Annotated in this window: 15 protein-coding genes; 9 read left to right on the top strand and 6 right to left on the bottom strand. The window is 72.1% G+C overall.

The window, feature by feature from the left end; all coding sequences use genetic code 11:
- Positions 1–216 precede the first annotated feature (216 nt).
- The gene (locus tag ACFFRH_RS41085) at positions 217–1,797 is read right to left on the bottom strand and encodes an FAD-dependent monooxygenase (RefSeq protein WP_386163327.1); all 1,581 of its coding nucleotides are present in this window, start codon (positions 1,795–1,797) and stop codon (positions 217–219) included.
- A gap of 185 nt (positions 1,798–1,982) precedes the next feature.
- Positions 1,983–2,612 (bottom strand): TetR/AcrR family transcriptional regulator, encoded by a 630-nt coding sequence (locus tag ACFFRH_RS41080; RefSeq protein WP_386163324.1) that lies wholly within the window; start codon positions 2,610–2,612, stop codon positions 1,983–1,985.
- Positions 2,613–2,912: 300 nt separating this feature from the next.
- Here ACFFRH_RS41080 and ACFFRH_RS41075 point away from each other — a divergent pair, with 300 nt between their 5' ends.
- The 3 genes from ACFFRH_RS41075 (at position 2,913) to ACFFRH_RS41065 (ending at position 4,202) form a co-directional block, all read left to right on the top strand.
- Positions 2,913–3,140, top strand: a complete 228-nt coding sequence (locus ACFFRH_RS41075) for a hypothetical protein (protein WP_386163321.1) — start codon at positions 2,913–2,915, stop codon at positions 3,138–3,140.
- A 44-nt stretch (positions 3,141–3,184) separates the two neighbouring features.
- Positions 3,185–3,502, top strand: a complete 318-nt coding sequence (locus tag ACFFRH_RS41070) for a hypothetical protein (RefSeq protein WP_386163318.1) — start codon at positions 3,185–3,187, stop codon at positions 3,500–3,502.
- 118 nt (positions 3,503–3,620) lie between these two features.
- Positions 3,621–4,202, top strand: a complete 582-nt coding sequence (locus tag ACFFRH_RS41065; protein ID WP_386163315.1) for a LysE family translocator — start codon at positions 3,621–3,623, stop codon at positions 4,200–4,202.
- 73 nt (positions 4,203–4,275) lie between these two features.
- On the opposite strand, the gene ACFFRH_RS41060 is transcribed toward ACFFRH_RS41065, so the two are convergent.
- Positions 4,276–4,746 (bottom strand): MarR family winged helix-turn-helix transcriptional regulator, encoded by a 471-nt coding sequence (locus tag ACFFRH_RS41060; RefSeq protein ID WP_386163312.1) that lies wholly within the window; start codon positions 4,744–4,746, stop codon positions 4,276–4,278.
- Positions 4,747–4,837: 91 nt separating this feature from the next.
- Here ACFFRH_RS41060 and ACFFRH_RS41055 point away from each other — a divergent pair, with 91 nt between their 5' ends.
- The 3 genes from ACFFRH_RS41055 to ACFFRH_RS41045 all read left to right on the top strand — a co-directional run bounded on the left by ACFFRH_RS41055 (position 4,838) and on the right by ACFFRH_RS41045 (position 8,086).
- Complete coding sequence (locus ACFFRH_RS41055; RefSeq protein ID WP_386163309.1) at positions 4,838–5,806, top strand: NmrA/HSCARG family protein; 969 nt, start codon at positions 4,838–4,840, stop codon at positions 5,804–5,806.
- A gap of 648 nt (positions 5,807–6,454) precedes the next feature.
- A complete protein-coding gene (locus ACFFRH_RS41050) occupies positions 6,455–7,747 on the top strand; it encodes a GAF domain-containing protein (RefSeq protein WP_386163306.1) in 1,293 nt (430 codons plus the stop codon).
- Positions 7,748–7,771: 24 nt separating this feature from the next.
- The gene (locus tag ACFFRH_RS41045) at positions 7,772–8,086 is read left to right on the top strand and encodes a Tn3 family transposase (protein ID WP_386163303.1); all 315 of its coding nucleotides are present in this window, start codon (positions 7,772–7,774) and stop codon (positions 8,084–8,086) included.
- A gap of 9 nt (positions 8,087–8,095) precedes the next feature.
- Here ACFFRH_RS41045 and ACFFRH_RS41040 read toward each other — a convergent pair whose 3' ends face one another.
- Positions 8,096–8,704 carry a TetR/AcrR family transcriptional regulator gene (locus tag ACFFRH_RS41040; RefSeq protein WP_386163299.1) on the bottom strand — a complete coding sequence of 203 codons (609 nt, stop codon included), beginning with the start codon at positions 8,702–8,704 and terminating at the stop codon, positions 8,096–8,098.
- 172 nt (positions 8,705–8,876) lie between these two features.
- On the opposite strand from ACFFRH_RS41040, the gene ACFFRH_RS41035 reads away from it, so the two are divergent.
- Positions 8,877–10,061: a YbfB/YjiJ family MFS transporter gene (locus ACFFRH_RS41035; RefSeq protein ID WP_386163296.1), complete on the top strand. Its 1,185-nt coding sequence runs from the start codon at positions 8,877–8,879 to the stop codon at positions 10,059–10,061.
- 109 nt (positions 10,062–10,170) lie between these two features.
- Entirely contained in the window at positions 10,171–10,932 is a 762-nt protein-coding gene (locus tag ACFFRH_RS41030; RefSeq protein WP_386163293.1) for an alpha/beta fold hydrolase, read from the top strand.
- A gap of 206 nt (positions 10,933–11,138) precedes the next feature.
- Here the strand turns inward: ACFFRH_RS41030 and ACFFRH_RS41025 are convergent, their stop codons facing one another.
- Positions 11,139–11,510: a DUF4267 domain-containing protein gene (locus ACFFRH_RS41025; protein WP_386163290.1), complete on the bottom strand. Its 372-nt coding sequence runs from the start codon at positions 11,508–11,510 to the stop codon at positions 11,139–11,141.
- Between the two features lie 105 nt (positions 11,511–11,615).
- A complete protein-coding gene (locus tag ACFFRH_RS41020) occupies positions 11,616–12,272 on the bottom strand; it encodes a hemerythrin domain-containing protein (RefSeq protein ID WP_386163287.1) in 657 nt (218 codons plus the stop codon).
- A 119-nt stretch (positions 12,273–12,391) separates the two neighbouring features.
- On the opposite strand from ACFFRH_RS41020, the gene ACFFRH_RS41015 reads away from it, so the two are divergent.
- Positions 12,392–15,841: an ATP-binding protein gene (locus tag ACFFRH_RS41015; protein ID WP_386163284.1), complete on the top strand. Its 3,450-nt coding sequence runs from the start codon at positions 12,392–12,394 to the stop codon at positions 15,839–15,841.
- Positions 15,842–15,933 lie beyond the last annotated feature (92 nt).

The raw sequence follows: 15,933 nt of genomic DNA, 5'->3' as shown, positions 1-15,933 counted from the left end.
CCGATCGACACGGTCCCGGAGAAATCTCGCCGCGACCTCGCCGCGACGCGGCCGATCCCGTCAGACCGGCCCCTGAGCGACGGCTGACGCGGACGCCCTGCCGATGATGACGCTGATCAGCCTAGTGCGCCGTTGACCAGGACGTCCTCGCGAGGAATCGCGGGCGGTCGTCGTGCTCGCGCAACGGTGTCGCCGCCGCTGGACGTGGCGTCTTTGTCAGCCGGTCGTGCCGAACCATCGGGTCAGGGCCGCGCGGAGGGTGTCGCGCTCGTGGGAGGTGGGGCGCGGGGCGGCCGACGCCCAGGCGATGTAGCCGTCCGGGCGGAGCAGCAGGGCGGTGGCCGGGGGGTTGGGGTCCGGGCAGTGCGTGGTGAGGGTGTCGACGCGGTCGTGCCAGGGTGCCGCTTCCTTGGCCGGTGAGGCGTCTTCGGTCAGGTCCAGCAGCAGCGGCCGGGCGGCCGCGGTGAGGCGGGCGAGCCGGACGGGGCCGGTCGGGGTGTCCAGCAGCAGGTCGGGGGCCCATCGGCCGACCAGCGGGTGCGGGTCGTCGGTTCCCATGTCGTAGCGGATGTCGGCGCCGGCCATCATGTCGGCGATGCGCTGGACGTTGTGCCGGTCGGCGAGCAGCTCTGTGAACAGTTCGCGTAGCGCGGTGATCTCGCCGCCGGGCTTGATGAGCGCGGCCTGTGCCTGGGTGTGCATGACCACGCGCTGGGCGGCGGGGCGCCGTTCGGTCTCGTAGCTGTCCAGCAGGCCGGGCGGGGCCCAGCCGTGGATCTCGGCGGCGAGCTTCCAGCCGAGGTTGACCGTGTCCTGCAGGCCGAGGTTGAGGCCGGGACCGCCGATCGCGAAGTGGACGTGGGCGGCGTCGCCGACCAGCAGTACCCGGCGGTCGCGGAACCGGTCGGCCAGCCGGGTGTTGCCGCCGGTCAGCCGGCGTAGCAGGTGGGGGCCCTGGCCTTGGGGCGGGCTGAGCGGCAGGTCGGCTCCGAGCACGCGCCGGGCGCTTTCCCGTAGTTCCTCCACGGTCAGCGGCCGGTCGCCGTCGTGGGCGGGGTCCCACTCGGTGGTGCTGAGCAGGGGCGGGCCGGAGGGGAAGGGGGCGAACACGAACATCCCGCGTTCGGTGCGGTGGTGCATGAACGGCGGGATGATCCCGTAGCCGGGTACGTCGAGGCCGCCGGTGGCCGGGTCGATCATCGCGGGCGGGAGTGTGACGTGCGCGGTGCGGGAGATGGTGTCGTCTGTGGTGACGCCGGGGAAGTCGATGCCCGACAGCTTGCGTGTGAGGCTGCGCCCGCCGTCGGCTCCGACCAGGTAGCGGGTGCGCAGCCGGTAGGGGCCGTCGGGGCCGGTGACCTCGGCGGTGACCCCCTGGTCGTCCTGTGACAGCCCGGTGAGTTCGTGTCCTCGGCGGATCTGGACGCCGAGTTCGGTGGCGCGTTCCTCCAGGACCTGCTCGACGCGGCGCTGCGGCACCGGCAGCCCGTACAGGGGGTTGTCGTCCAGGGTGCGGAGATCCAGGGACATCGCGCCGAACACGAACGAGGGCCCGGGACGGGGTGGTTCGGTGCTGCCGCTGAGGCGTTGGTACAGGCCCCGGCGGTCGAGCATGCGTACCACCTGGCCGACGAGGCCGTTGGCCCGGTTCTCTTCGGTGCGTCCGGGCAGGCGGTCGAGTACCAGCGGCCGCACTCCGGCCAGGCTGAGCTCGCAGGCGAGCATGAGACCGTTGGGGCCTGCTCCGGCGATGACGACGTCTTCGATGACGACGTCTTCGGGGGCGGTGGCGGGCATGGTGGTCCTCCTTGTGGCGGGGGTTTTACGGCATGGCGCATCGATCCGGCGCGGAAAAGGGCGCGGAAAAGGGCGCGGAAAGGGCATGGCACATGGGTCCGGGCGCGCCGGAACTCGGGATGTGCAGAGATGTGGAGGGACGCGGAAGGATCCGGCGGTGCCGGATTTTCGGTGACGAGGTGGGGTCAGGGGGCGGGCAGTCCGGCGGCGAGCCGGCGCAGGGCGTCGTCCAGGAGCGTCATGATCGAGACGGGAGGGTCGGCGCGCAGCCAGTGCTCCGCGACCACGGCGAAGGCCGCTCCCACCGCGCCCGCCACCAGCCTGGGATACATGTCGCGGGTCACGTCGGTGCCGGTGCGTTCGGCGACCGCCGCGGCGAGCTCGGCTTCGGCGATCGCACCGGCCTTGATCATCTCGCCCTGCAGCGCCGGTTCGGCGATCATCAGGCGAAGGCCGGCGATCCACTGCTGGTCGCGCGTGTGCCGGGCGTCGCCTTCCTGGCCGAGCGCGAACCGGGCCAGCGCCGCGTCGTTGATGGCCTCCCACAGGGGTTTGGACACCGGCTGGGCGCGCAGCTCGGCTGCGATCGACCGGGTGCGCTCAAGGTGCCGGACGGCGATCGCCTCGCCTTTGCTGGAGAAGTAGTTGTTGAAGGTGCGGGGGGAGACGCCGACTTCGGCGGCGATGTCCTCCACGCGGACGTTCTCCAGCCCGCGCTCGACGGTGAGACGGATGGCGGCCCAGCTCAGCGCGATGCGGGTCTCCTGCTTCTTGCGCTCGCGCAGTCCCATGCGCTCGCCGTCGTCGGTGTCCATGCCACCACACTACAGCGTTTTGCGCGTTACGCAATAATTCCGATCCCGCAAAATTTGGCCGGGCGGTGTCGCGGGGTACGCCGCCCGCGTTCTCCCCGAAGGCCGATCCGAGCCGCTGGGCGGCCTTGGTCGCCGTGAGCAGGACGACGGGCCTTTGGGGAGGAGGAGCGCAGAAATTAGCGGTAGGCCCCAGCGGAACCTGCGAGGGGCACCGGAGCGGATGTTGGGGATCAGTCGGAGTCCAGGGCTTCGCAGAAACGGTCGTTCTTCTGCCGGATCTGCCAGCGCGCCGAGCGCGGGGTGTGGGGGCCGGCGGGCTGGTATCTCCTGGAGTGCGCGCCGGGCGGCAAGGGCCGCCACATCCGCCTCGGCTTGTACTGCAGCGTCGCCTGTCTGGTGCGCGCGGGGGAGATGCTGGAGGCCGGCGCGGCCGAGCACGCCGCCCGGATGGACCTGCCCACCGAAGAAGACCGGCGCCGCGAACGCGCCCGCGTCGTCGAGGTCGCCCAGACCTTGCTGGCGGGCTGACGATCCGCCAGGCCGCCGAGAGCTTGAAGGTGGAGACTTTCACCTTGAAGGCGTGGCTGGAGGAAGCGGGCATCCAGATCAGCCCGGCCGTGCCGGTGGCGGCGGGCTCGTCAGGGTCGTCGGGGTTGTCGGCCGGGGTGGGGGCGGGGGAGCGTCATCCGGTGGGCGTGTTGAACGAGCTGACCCGGCAGGGCCGCATCGAAGCGGTCGCTTGGACGGTGGAATCGACCGGCCCCTCGCATGCGCCGGCCTTCACCGCGGCCGCCGCCACCCGCCTGCTCGCCACGAACACACTGGTGCGTGGTGAGGGGAGTGGGGCCAGTAAAACGGCCGCGCTGCTGGCCCGCCTCGATACTCGGTAAGGGTTGGTGGTCGGTGAGCTGGACTTCTGTGGGGCGGGCTCTGCGAGGTTATACCGTGGCCGCCGTGACGAATTTGGCGCAGATGGTGGCTTTCGCTGGTGTGATGACACTCGGGGCGATGTCTCCCGGGCCTGACTTCGCTGTGGTCGTCCGGCGTTCCGCCGTGTCCGGCCGCGCGTACGGCATGGCCGCTGCGGCCGGGGTCTCGGTCGGCGTATTCGTCTGGGTGCTGGCCACGGCGAGCGGCATCGCGGCTCTGCTGGCGACCTCAGCCGTGGCGTTCACCGTGGTCAAGGTCGTCGGGGCCGGCTACCTGCTGTATCTCGGGGTCAAGGCCTGGCGTGCGGCTTTGCGTAAGGGCGGTGACCTGCGGCTGGATCTACCCGACCCGGGAAGGCGCGGCCCGCTGGCGGCGTTCACCGAGGGGCTGCTGACGAACATGCTCAATCCCAAGGTGGCGCTGTTCCTCATCGCGCTGGTGCCCCAGTTCGTCTCCGGCGACGCCGGACTGGGCGACGCGCTGGTGCTGTCGCTGATCGCGGTGGCGGGGACCGTACTGTGGTTCCTCCTGGTGGCCAACATCGTGGGGGCACTGCGCCGACTGTTCGCCAAGCCGGCCGTACGCAAGACCGTGGACGGGCTCACCGGAACGGCGTTGATCGCCCTCGGCGTCAAGCTGGCCGTCGCCGGTCGCTCGTAGAAGGGGCGCAGACCAGATAACCGCGCCCTCGGCTACGAAGCCGTACCGTGCCGCCCCTTCGGCCGGTCGCTCGTCACAACGAGCAGTCCTGCTCCCGGTGGGCGTCGAGTGCGCGGAGCACATCGGCGCAGGCTTCGGCGAAGCTGGCCAGCCGCTCGGGGCCGAGCACGTCGATGAACAGGGCGTGGACCATTTCGGTGTGCGCGGGAACGGCCGAGTTGATGGCCGCGTGTCCCTTGTCGGTCAGCAGGACATCGGGGTAGCGGCGGTCGGAATCGACTCGCTCGACCAGTCCGCGTTGCGTCATTCGGGTGAGCTGGTGGGACAGGCGGCTCTTCTCCCACTGGGTGGCGGCGGCCAGTTGCGCGATGGGCATCCGCCGGTCCGCCGATTCCGCGAGCCTGACCAGGACCTCGAAATCGGCCGCGGACAGCTCGTGGTCGCGCTGCACGTGCTGTTGCAGGTGTGAGCTGAGGTGCTTGGACATCTCGATGTAGGTGCGCCACATCCGGTCGGCCTGGCCGAGTTCCTGCTCCCATCCCATGACGGCCATGGTACCCGCTGGTTGACGTATCAACCTGACGCGGTACGGTGAACAGGTTGATGCATCAACCTAATTCGAGGGGGTTGTTCCGGTGAGCGAACAGCAGATCATCGCGGTGGTAGGCGCGACGGGCGCTCAGGGGGGAGGCCTGGTCCGCGCGATCCTGGCCGATCAGAGCGGGCGGTTTGCCGCGCGGGCCCTTACCCGGGACCCGGGTTCGGCGCGGGCCGAGGAACTGGCCGCGCTCGGGGCCGAGGTCGTCGAGGCCGACCTCGACGACGCGGCCGGCCTGCGCGAGGCGTTCAAGGGCGCGCACGGCGTGTTCGTGGTGACCAACTTCTGGGAGCCGCGCACGCACGAGGAGGAGCAGGCGCGTCCCGCGACCACCAGGGAGCTGGAGCAGGCCGGTAATGCGGCGCGGGCCGGCCGGGACGCCGGCGTGCGTCATTTCATCTGGTCCACGCTGCCCGACACCCGGGGCTACTTCCGGCCGGGCGACGGCACGCCGACCTTCGGCGGCACGTACAAAGTGCCGCATGCCGACGGCAAGGCCGAGGCTGACCGGCTCTTCCTGGAATCGGGGGTGCCCACCACGTTCCTGCAGGCGAACGTGTACTACGAGGCGTTCCAGGACATGTTCGCGCCCCAGCGTGACGAGCGGGGCGCGCTGGTGCTGCACCTCGGATTCGGCGACGCGCGGGTGCCCGCGCAGGCCGCGGAGGACATCGGCAGGACCGCGTTCGGCGTTTTCCGCCGCGGTGAGGTGCTGGCCGGCAGGAGGGTGAGCGTCGCCGGCTCCGTGCTCACCGGGGACCAGTACGCCGCCGCGCTGGGCCAGGCGCTCGGTGAGGCGGTGACTTATCAGCCGGTCGGTCCCGACCAGATCCGGGCTGCGGGCTTCCCGGGCGCAGGGGAGGTCGGCAACATGCTCCAGTACCTGATCACGGCCGAGCAGGACATCGTCGACCTCATCGACGGCGAGCTGCTGCGCGAGCTCAACCCGCGGTTGCAGTCCTTCGACACGTGGCTGGCCACCCACCGGAACACCATCCCGCACTGACCACCTCCAGCCAGGACGGGGGTGTGAGCCGCACGAGCGCGGGGCCGACGCTCAGGTGCCCCCGGCCGTCGGCACCACCCAGAGAGCATCCCCGCGCGGGGATGGTCCCGTCCCGGTGTTGACGTCGAGCTGCCAGTCCTTGTGTTCCCCGCAGCCGCCGGGGTCTCTGCCTCTGCTGACTGTTGGGTTGGCAGTAGTCGAGGGCGCGGTCGGCGCGCACGCTCATGCAGCGGCCGCCGGACGGGACACAGCTCGGGTGGCGGCCGCGTCGCGCTGCATCCGCAGGTGAGCTCGGGCGGCCTGGTGGTCGGCGCGGCCGCGGTGATCGCGCCGATAGCGGGCTCGATTCGCGTGCGAGGGTGCCCCGGCCAGGATGAGGCGGCCCTGGCCGACGATCGCGACGTTGCGACGGTGCTTGCCGGGGGTGCGCGTCCATTCCTCCTCGGCCAGCCAGGGGGCGCACTAACGAACGTGTTACCAACCGCCAACCGCAACGTTTCTGCGGCTCAGGGAAGTGTTCCTTCATATTTGCCGAGCTCTGAGCCGCTGAGCCGCGTTCGAGGGGATGTCTCGGGGTTAGGGCGGTAGCCTGCACTGGCCGGTGCTGTCGTTTTCCGGTTTTGTCCAACGTGAAAGGCCAACCAGATTATGACGTCGGTATCGGACCAGGGACCGGATGCGGCGGGGCCGGCAGGTACCGGTCAGGTTGGCGAGGAGGATCTGCGGGCGTTGTTCGGGCAGTCCATCGCGGTGTTCGCCTTGCTGGCGGGACCGGCGCATGTGGTGGAGATGGCGAGCCCGGCGTTCTTTGCCGCCTTTGGTCAGGAACGGGCGCGCACCGGGGTCTCGGTGGTCGACGTGGTGCCCGAGCTTGCCGGTCAGGGCTTCCTTGAGGCACTGAACCGGGTCTACCGCACTGGTGAGTCGCGCACCGGCCGGGACGTCAGGATCGTGCTGGGCGTCGGCCCGGAGGCGCGGGAGGTGTTCTTCGACTTCACGTACGAGCCGCGACGCGACGCCGAGGGGACCGTGACCGGGGTCCGGGTGATCGGTGTGGAGACCACTCAGGTGAAACACGCCCAGCGGCTGATGGCCGAACATCGGGCCCTGGTGGAACAGATCGCCCGCCAGGTGCCCTTGGCCGAGGTCCTGGAGGGAATGGCCCGCTGCATCGAGGACCTGGCGCCGCACCGGGTGCTGGTCTCAGTGCTGCTGGCCGATCCCGATGGCCGGCACCTGCGCCACGGCGCCGCCCCCAGCCTGCCCGACTTCTACAACCAGGCTATCGACGGCATCGCCACCGGCGAGGGCGTCGGCTCGTGCGGCACCGCCGCCTACCGGCGCGAACAGGTCATCGTCCCCGATATCGCCACCGACCCTTTCTGGGCCGACTTCCGTCACCTGGCCGAGCCCGCGGGCCTGGCCGCCTGCTGGTCCACGCCGATCCTGGCCCGCGACGGCAGCCTGCTGGGCACCTTCGCCATGTACCACCCCGTCCCCCGCGCACCCCAGGACGCCGACCTCGCCCTGGCCCGCCTGTTCACCGACACCGCCGCTCTGGCGATTGAGCGCCACCACATCGAACAGGCCAAACTCGCCGCCGAGGCGAGCGCCCGCTCAGCCCTGGAGGAACTGGCCAAAGCGGTCCGCGCCGAGCAGCGGTTGCGCGCTGAAGCCGAACAACGCGCCACCACCGCCGCCGAACTCGCCGCTCGCATCCGTGCCGCCGCGGCTGTCCAGGCCGCCGCCCCCCACCCTGAGAAGTGCCAGCTCGGCGGCGCCGCCGGATGCACCGCACCGGCTGAGATCAAGGTCGCCGACTCATGGGGCGACTCGGCGTGGGGCTGCGTCGCCCACGCCGATGAAGCCCTCTTCAACGTGAAGCATGTGTTCATCGCCAACGAGGAGTCCGGCGGACTGGCCGCCTACCTCAACCGCTGACCTGGGGCGGAGGAGAGCGGCGCTTTGATCGAGGCGAGGTACTGGCAGAGCTCAAGATGGGCCACTGACGTCCCAGGTCAGAGCAGGCTCGGCGCGCTGGGCCCGGTCCTCAACGCCGTGGTGCTGTTCGATACCCGCTACCTGGACGCCGCCCTGGCCAAGCTGCGCCCGCAGGGATTCGTGGTGCGCGATGAGGACGTCGTCCGCCTTTCGCCCTTCATCCACGCCCACGTGAACATGCTGGGCCGCTACTCCTTCGCCCTGCCCGAACCACCCGGAGGTCTGCGAACCTTGGGCGAGTCCGTGGACATTCACCCTGACCGGGGCATCGGCGGCTGAGACAGGAAGCTAGGAAGGCCGGTCTTGGAGGCTGGGGCGAGCGGCGGCGGACAGCAGGGTGAGCGCGGCCTTGCGGGCGGCCTCGCCGGCGCCGGCTGCGTCGTGATGCGCGGCAACGACGGTCGCCCCCTCGACCAGCATGAGCAGTTGTCGTCCCAGGACGGGCGGATCGACGGCTCCGGCACGGCTGGCGATGCCGGTCAGGAGTTCGAGGTAGTGGTCCAAGTGGCGCGCGGTGATAGTGCGAACGGCGTCGACGTGGTGCTGGGCGGCCGCGTTCAGTATCGCGCAGCCACGGAAGACCGGATCGTCGTACCACTGCTGGAGGGCGTCGAACACTGCGGCGAGTTGGTCGCCGGGGGCGTCCCCGGCGGCTGTGGCGGCTTCGGTCAGCCAGCTCGTGACCCGCTCGCTGCGCGCTTGCAGCATGGCCTCCACGAGGCCGTCCTTGGTGCCGAAGTACCGGTAGAGCGTCTCCTTGGACACTCCGATGCGGGTGCACAGCTCGGCAACGCCGATGCCGTCGAGGCCGCGCTGGTACAGCTCTCGGGTGGCCGTCTCGAGGATGGCCGCTCGGGTGCGCTCCGGGTCGATCGTCGAGCCTTTGGGAACTGGCATGCCATAGATCGTACCGGTCGGTTCGTTCTACTGCTAGCATCCGGGTTCGTACCGATCGGTTCGATCTATGGAGTGTCATGCCAGACCTTTTCGCCTCACCGCGAATCCGGAACGTCTCGGACGTGCGGGACGCGACCCCTCGCGGCGATGGCGCCGCCGAGAGATGGGACCGATGACGCAGACGGCGCTGAAGGCGGAGCCCTGGGCGGTGTGGCAGGCGGGCCGGCTGGCGCTCGGCACCGCCTCAGCGCTCGGGCTCGCGCGCTTCGCCTACGGCCTGCTCCTGCCGGCCATGCGCGAGGACCTGCGCTGGACCTTGGCTGAGGCGGGGGCGATGAGCACCGCCAACGGGCTCGGCTACCTCCTCGGCGCGCTGCTGACCGCCGCGGTCGTGCGCCGCTGGGGCACCGCCGCCGCCTTCCGCATCGGGATGGCACTCACGGCCGTGTCGCTGGCTGCCACCGCGGCGAGCGACGCCTACTCGGCGCTGCTGGCCGCGCGGACCGCAGCCGGAGCGGCGGGGGCGGTGGTGTTCGTCGCCGGCGGCGTGATCGCCTCGCGCGTCGCCGCCCGCGCGGCCTCCAGCTCGCCCATCACCGTGTACTTCGCCGGCACGGGGCTGGGCATCGTTGTCAGCGGTGTGAGCATTCCCGCGTTGGGGGAGCACTGGCGCCTCGCCTGGGTCGGCCTGGCCGTCGCTGCCGCACTGGCGACAGTGGCGAGCTGGAGCGCGGCGAGCACGGACGAGGACGCGCATGCCGCCGCGGCCGGCCGGGTCCGCGTGCGTCCGCTGTGGGGGGCCGCCCTGGCCTACCTGCTGTTCGCCGCCGGGTACATCACCTACATCACTTTCCTGTCCGCCTACCTCGCCGACCAACACGCCTCGCTCAGGCAGGTGGTGCTCACCTGGACGGCGCTGGGCCTGGCCGTCGTTGCGGCGCCCGTGCTGTGGAGCCGCCTCACCGCCGAGTGGGCCGCCACCCGGGCATTGGCCACCCTGCTCGCGATCCTGGCCGGCGGAGCGGCGCTGGCGCTGGCAGCACCCACGCCACCGGTCATCCTCGCCTCCGCAATCATCTACGGGGCGACATTCATGGGCGTTCCCGCCGCCATCACCGCCCTCATCAAGGGCAACGTCCCGCCCACCGACTGGACCGCCACGCTGGCGGCCTTCACCACGGTGTTCGCGGCCGGGCAGACCGCCGGGCCGTGGATCGCCGGCATGGTCGCCGATCACACCTCGACCGAGGCCACCCTGGCGTGGACCGCGATCCTGTGCGCCGCGGCCTCCGCGATCGCCATCGCCGGAGGCCGCACACGCCCCGGCGCACCCCGGCCCGGTGCGGCACACAACTGAGACGTGCGTCTGACACCGGCGACCCGACACACACCGCGCATGCGGTCGATGTTCTCCCGGGCAGCGCCTCATGAGCCACCAAATCCGACAAGAGAAAGCGAGAAAGATCATGGGCAAATTCGTGCTCATCCCAGGGATGTGCCACGGCGGCTGGTGCTTCGAGGAGCTCACCGGCGAGCTTCGCGCGCAGGGGCATGCCGTCTACCCGCTGACGCTGACCGGGCTCAGCGAGCGCAGCCATCTGCTGCACGGCGGAGTGAACCTCGACACGCACATCCAGGACGTGACCAGTGTGCTAGCCGCTGAAAACATTCAGGATGCGGTGCTGGTCGGCCACAGCTACGGGGGGATGGTAATCACCGGTGCCGCCGACCGCGCACCCGAACGGGTGAATGCCCTGGTGTACCTGGACGCCATGGTGCCGGAGTCCGGCGACTCCACCTGGACCCTCGTCTCCGACCAGGAGCGCCGATGGTACATGGACGTGGTGGAGACCGGCTACGCGGTACGGCCGCTGCCCTTCTTCGACCCACGGGCCACGCCCCACCCATTGGCCTCGCTGCTCCAGCCACTCCAGCTCACCGGCGACCTCGCGCACATCCGCCGCAGGGACTACGTGTACGCCGCGGGCTGGGACGGCCAATCCCCATTCACCCCCGTCTACCAGCGGTTGCGTGAAGACCCCTCGTGGCGGACGTACGCGCTGGACAGCGGGCACAACCTCATGCGGGACGCGCCGCAGGACCTGTTGAAGATCCTGTTCCAGGTCGTGGACCCCGCTGATGGCGAGGATCGGGACAGCTCCACCGCGCGGGCTGCCACCAGAGCAGTCACCACCACAAGATCTTCGCTCCGGGCCAGCCAGGCGTAGCGCCGCCAGCGCGCGAGTGCTTCGCCGGAGACCTGGGCATAGCCGGGCCAGTGAGACGACTGAGGTATGCCCGGAGTAGGCCGGCGGGGTGGAGGTGTTCGCGCCGTCCTCGGCCGCGTGAGTCAGCGCCGAGTGCCGGAGTTGGTGCGGTGTCCAGCCGCCGGTAGCCCGCGGCCGGACCAGGGGAGGGTCGCCGGGACCCCGGTTCAGATGGCGAAGAGCAGGGCGGCGCTGATGAGCACGGTCACGGCGGTGGCGAAGTGGACGCCGAAGGCCGTCGCCCTGGTGCCGCCGTGACGCAGGACGACGAAGGTGTCGCCGAGGGGGTTGAGGGCGACGACCAGCATGAACCATCCGGCGGCGTGGGCGCCCGCGAAGGCGAGCAGCGCGAGGCCGAGGATGCCGTAGCTGAGGTCGCGCAGGCCCTTGACGGTCAGGTACGCGGCGTCCCCGTCCGGCTTGGCCGGAACGCCGTAACCGGCGGCCGCGGCGCGCGGCACCAGCAGGAACCGCGCGCCGACGAAGGCGACGAGGAGGTCGAGCAGGACGGCCAGGCCGTACGCGATGGGGGTGAGCATTGTCTTCTCCCTGGGTGAAAGGTGGGTTCGAGGCGGGGGAAAGGGGGGCGACGCGGGGGGGAAGGGGGCGACTTGAGGGGAAGGGGGGCGACGCCGGGGGGCGGTTCAGCCGCGGACGCGCCGCATGTGGCGGGCGTGGCGGGGCCGGCCGAGGGCGTGCCAGATCATCCGGACCGGCCGGGGGAGACCGGCGAGAATCATGGCCCGTTCGCCGGCGTCGGCGTCCTCGAGCACGAGGCCGAAGAGCGTGAACAGCGTGAGCTTGGGGGTGTTGGCCACCAGGTGCTCGCCCAGGGCCTTCCACTCCTGGGCCGACAGGTGCCGCGCCGCGAGCGGGAGGAGGTTGTCCTCCTCGTCGTCGAGGTGCTCGTCGAGCACCGTCCGGTGCTCGACGAGCGCGGCCACGAGGACGTCGCGTTCGTCGGCTCCGGCGCTCTCCTCCCAGGCGGCCATGGCGGCGTCGAGCCGGCCGAGGGTGGCGGCGATCCGCTCGTGCTGGGCCTCCATGCGGAGCACGATCTCGGCGTCCAGATCGACCCGGGCGAGCAGGAGCGGCCAGAGAAGCTCGTCCTCGCCGCTGTGGTGGTTGTGCAGTCCGAGCCGGTAGTCGCGGAAATGGCCGGCGAGCACCCGGGCGCGGGTGGTGTCGCCCGGGGCGACCGCCGCGACGAGGTCGGCGAGCAGCCGCGCCTCGCGGCGGAGGGCGCGGTGGACGACCACCATCTCGTGTGTGTTGACGGTCTCGTGGGCGCTGGCGGTCATGGGTCTGCCTTTCGTCGGTTCCTGGCGCTGTGAACAGACTCCGCCGGGGGTCTTGGAGGTCGTTTGGAGTCGTCATGGAACCGGGCCGTCCCGGGCGGGCGGCTACGATGTGCGGCGTCATGGTCTTGATCAGAGTGCTCGGCTCCTTCGCGGCGGAGGCCGACGGCGTCGCGGTCCCCCTCGGAGGGCCTCGGCAGCGCGGGGTCCTCGCCCTGCTGGTGGCCGCGCGCGGGCAGGTCGTGTCGATCGACCGGCTGGTCGACGATCTGTGGCGCGGCGAACCGCCCGCCAGGGCCGTGACCTCCCTGCAGGCGTACGTGTCCAACCTGCGGCGGCTGCTGGAGCCCGGACGGCCGCCGCGCGCTCCCGCCCGGCTCCTGGTCAGCGCGCCTCCCGGTTACGCGCTGCGCCTGCCGCCGGAAGCGGTGGACGCCTGGCGCTTCGAGGATCTGCTGGGCGAGGCCCGCGCGGTCACGGCCGACGACCCGGTGGCTGCCAGGGCCCTGCTCGCCGAGGCGCTGGGGCTGTGGCGGGGGCCGGCGTTCGCCGAGGTGGCCGACGAGCCGTGGGCCGCCGGCGAGACGGCTCGCCTCGGCGAGCTGCGGCTGGCCGCACGGGAACTTCACGTGGCGGCCGGCCTGTACGCGGGAGACGTCGCCACGGTGGTGCCCGAGGCAGGGCGGCTCACCCGTGACGAGCCGTTGCGGGAGGAGGGCTGGCGGCTGCACGCCCTGGCCCTGTGGGGCAGCGGACGGCAGGCCGACGCGCTGGCGGCGCTGCGCCGGGCGCGGGAGATCTTCGCGACGGACCTCGGCCTCGACCCCGGCCCTGAGCTGGCCGCGCTCGAAGAGGCGATCCTCACCCGGCGCGTGGAGGTGCTGCGCGCTTCGGTGCCGGGCCCGGGGGAGCGGGTATCGGTTCTCCCGCCTGAGACCGCGCCCGTTCGGCCGTCGCCGGCCGCGATTCCGGTGCCGCCGCGCGACAGGGCCGAGAGCGCGGTCGCCGAGCGCGCGGTCTCATCAGCGGTCTCAGGCGTGGTCACGCCCGCGGCGGAGCCGTTCGTCGGGCGTGACGCCGAGCTGTCGGCGTTGGTCGCGACCGCGGCGGCCACCACCGCGGGGCCTCGGGTCGCGCTGGTGACGGGAGAGGCGGGGCTGGGGAAGTCCGCACTGCTCGGGCGGCTGGCCGAGCACCTGGAGCGGGACGGCTGGCTCGTCGCCACCGGTCGCTGCCCCGACGCCGAGAGCGCTCCACCGGCGTGGGCCTGGGCGGAGGTGTCGCGCGGGGTGGCCCGAAGCGTGCCCCCGTCCGGGGAGTTCGCCGCCGACCTCGCGCCGCTGCTGACCGATGCGGTGAATCCAGGCGGTGCCGACGCCACCGAAGGACGGTTCCGGCTCCACCGGGCGGTGTGGTCCTGGCTCGCGGCGGTGGCCCGGGAGCGTCCGCTGGCCGTCGTCCTCGACGACCTCCACTGGGCCGACGCCCAGACCCTCGCGATGCTGAGCGGTGTCGCCGGGGTACGCGCTCCGATCCTCCTCGTGGCCGCCTACCGCCCCGACGAGGCCGGCGGGCGGCTCACCGAGGCCCTCGCCGTCCTCGCCGGATCCGCGCCGCTGCGGCTTCCCCTGGCGGGGTTGTCCGGGCAGGCCGTGGCGGAGCTCGTCCGCGGGGTGTGCGCCACCGACGACGCGACCGTGGCCGCGCTGGCCGAGCGGACCGGCGGCAATCCCTTCTACGTGCGCGAGAGCGCCCGGCTGCTGAGCAGCGAGGGCGCCCTGGTGGCGCTGTCCGACGTGCCGGAGGGGGTACGGGACGTGCTGCGGCGCCGGCTCGCCCGGCTTCCCGAGCCGGTGGTCGCCGTGCTGCGGCTGGCGGCGGTCGCCGGGCGGGAGGCGGAGGTGGACGTGCTCGTGGGCGCCGCCGACACCGACGAGGACGGGGTGCTGGACGCGCTCGAAGCCGGTCTCATCGCCGGGCTGCTGATCGAACCCGGTCCGGGCCGGGTCCGGTTCGTTCACGCGCTCGTCCGGGACACGCTCGTCGCCGATGTGAGCCGGCTGCGGGCCACCCGGATGCACGGCCGGATCGCCGCCGCCCTGGACCGCGCCGGCCTCGGCGACGATCCGGCCGGGCTCGCGGCGCTGGCTCACCACTACAGCCGGGCGGCGTCGGCGGCGACCGCGGCGAAGGCCGTGGAGTACGGCGTGCGGGCCGCCGAGCTGGCCGAGGCCCGGTACGCCCACGACGTGGCCGTCGCCCTGCTCACCGACGCGGTGACGAGCTTCGACCGGATCCCGCGCGAGGACCGGGATCCGGGCGAGCGCGTCGGCCTGCTCGGCAGGCTGCTGCGGGCCCAGGTGCGCGCCGGCGCGGTCGCGGCGGCCCGGGAGACCCGGCAGCGAGCCGTGGAGTTCGCCGAGTCGGTCCACCGCGATGACCTGATGATCGCCGCGTTCACGACGTGGACCGAGCCGACCCCCTGGCAGACCCGCCCGTACGGTGTCGTGGACCGGCCCGTCGTGACGAGGTTGAGCCGCCTGCTCGCGCGGCCCGATCTCGATCCGGTGGATCGGTGCCGGTTGCTGGAGGCCTACGCCCACGAGCTGATCGGCGAGGCCGATCCGACGGCGCGGGCCGCCGCCGAGGAGGCCCTCGCCCTCTCCGCCACCCTCGGCGACCCCCGGCTGAGGGCGTCCGCGATCGCGGTCCTGGCCCGCGACCAGAACGGCCTCGAACTGCCCGGGCGGGCCGAGCTGTGCCGGGAGCTCACCGAGATCGGCATCGAGCACGACCTGCCCGCGTACCGCGTGGCCGGGCTCCTGGTACAGGCCAACGCGGCGGCCGCGACGAACGACGTGCCGGAGCTGCGCCGGCTGGTCGGTGAGACGCTGGAGCTGGCCCGCGCCTACCGGATGGCCGAGGCGGTCGGGGTCTGCGAATGCGCGCTGGCGATGTTCGCGCACGTCGAGGGCAGGTTCGACGAAGCGGAGCGGCTCTACACCGAGACGGCCGAGCGGATGGCCCGGCACGGCTCACTGCACGCCGCCGGCTATCTCCAGCTCGCGCTGGCCGCCGTTCAGGTGTCGCGCGGACGTGTCGCCGAGTCCGCCCCCGCCGCCCGGGCGCTGCTCGACGAGTACGGCCCGTTCGCCGCCGACCTGCTCGCCGTGGCGCTGGCCGCCGCGGGCCGGACCGAGGAGGCCCGGCGGGTCCGCGGGCGGGCCGTGGCGATCCGCCCCGACTTCTTCTTCGCGCTCTTCGCGACGTTCCGGGCGATGGCCGTGGTGGCGCTCGGCGAACGGGACGCCGCGGCGGAGCTGTACGCGACCCTGCTGCCCCACCGAGATGACCCGCCCGCCGGAGCCACGAGCCTGTCGCTGGCCCTGCGCCCGGTCGCGCACACACTCGGCGAGCTCGCCCTGCTGCTGGGCCGCGACGACGAGGCGGCCGGACACTTCACCCGGTCGGTCGCCGTCGCCGAGCTGTGGGGGGCGGCGCACTGGGTCACCGAGGCGCGCGAGGCCCTGGCGGCGATCGAGAGCCGCTCCGCGCGACCGTCTCGCCGCTAGGTCCTGTTTCTTGGATCAGGTTCGGAGCCAGATCGTCTGGGTGGCGACCGTGATGGTCCCGAGGTAGATGTAGGCGCGTTTGTCGTAGCGGG

The organism is Streptosporangium vulgare, from assembly GCF_042428775.1.
In the GTDB taxonomy this organism is placed as follows: domain Bacteria; phylum Actinomycetota; class Actinomycetes; order Streptosporangiales; family Streptosporangiaceae; genus Streptosporangium; species Streptosporangium vulgare.
Note: the sequence above shows the minus strand (reverse complement) of the source record. Positions and strands in the feature narration are given on the sequence as shown.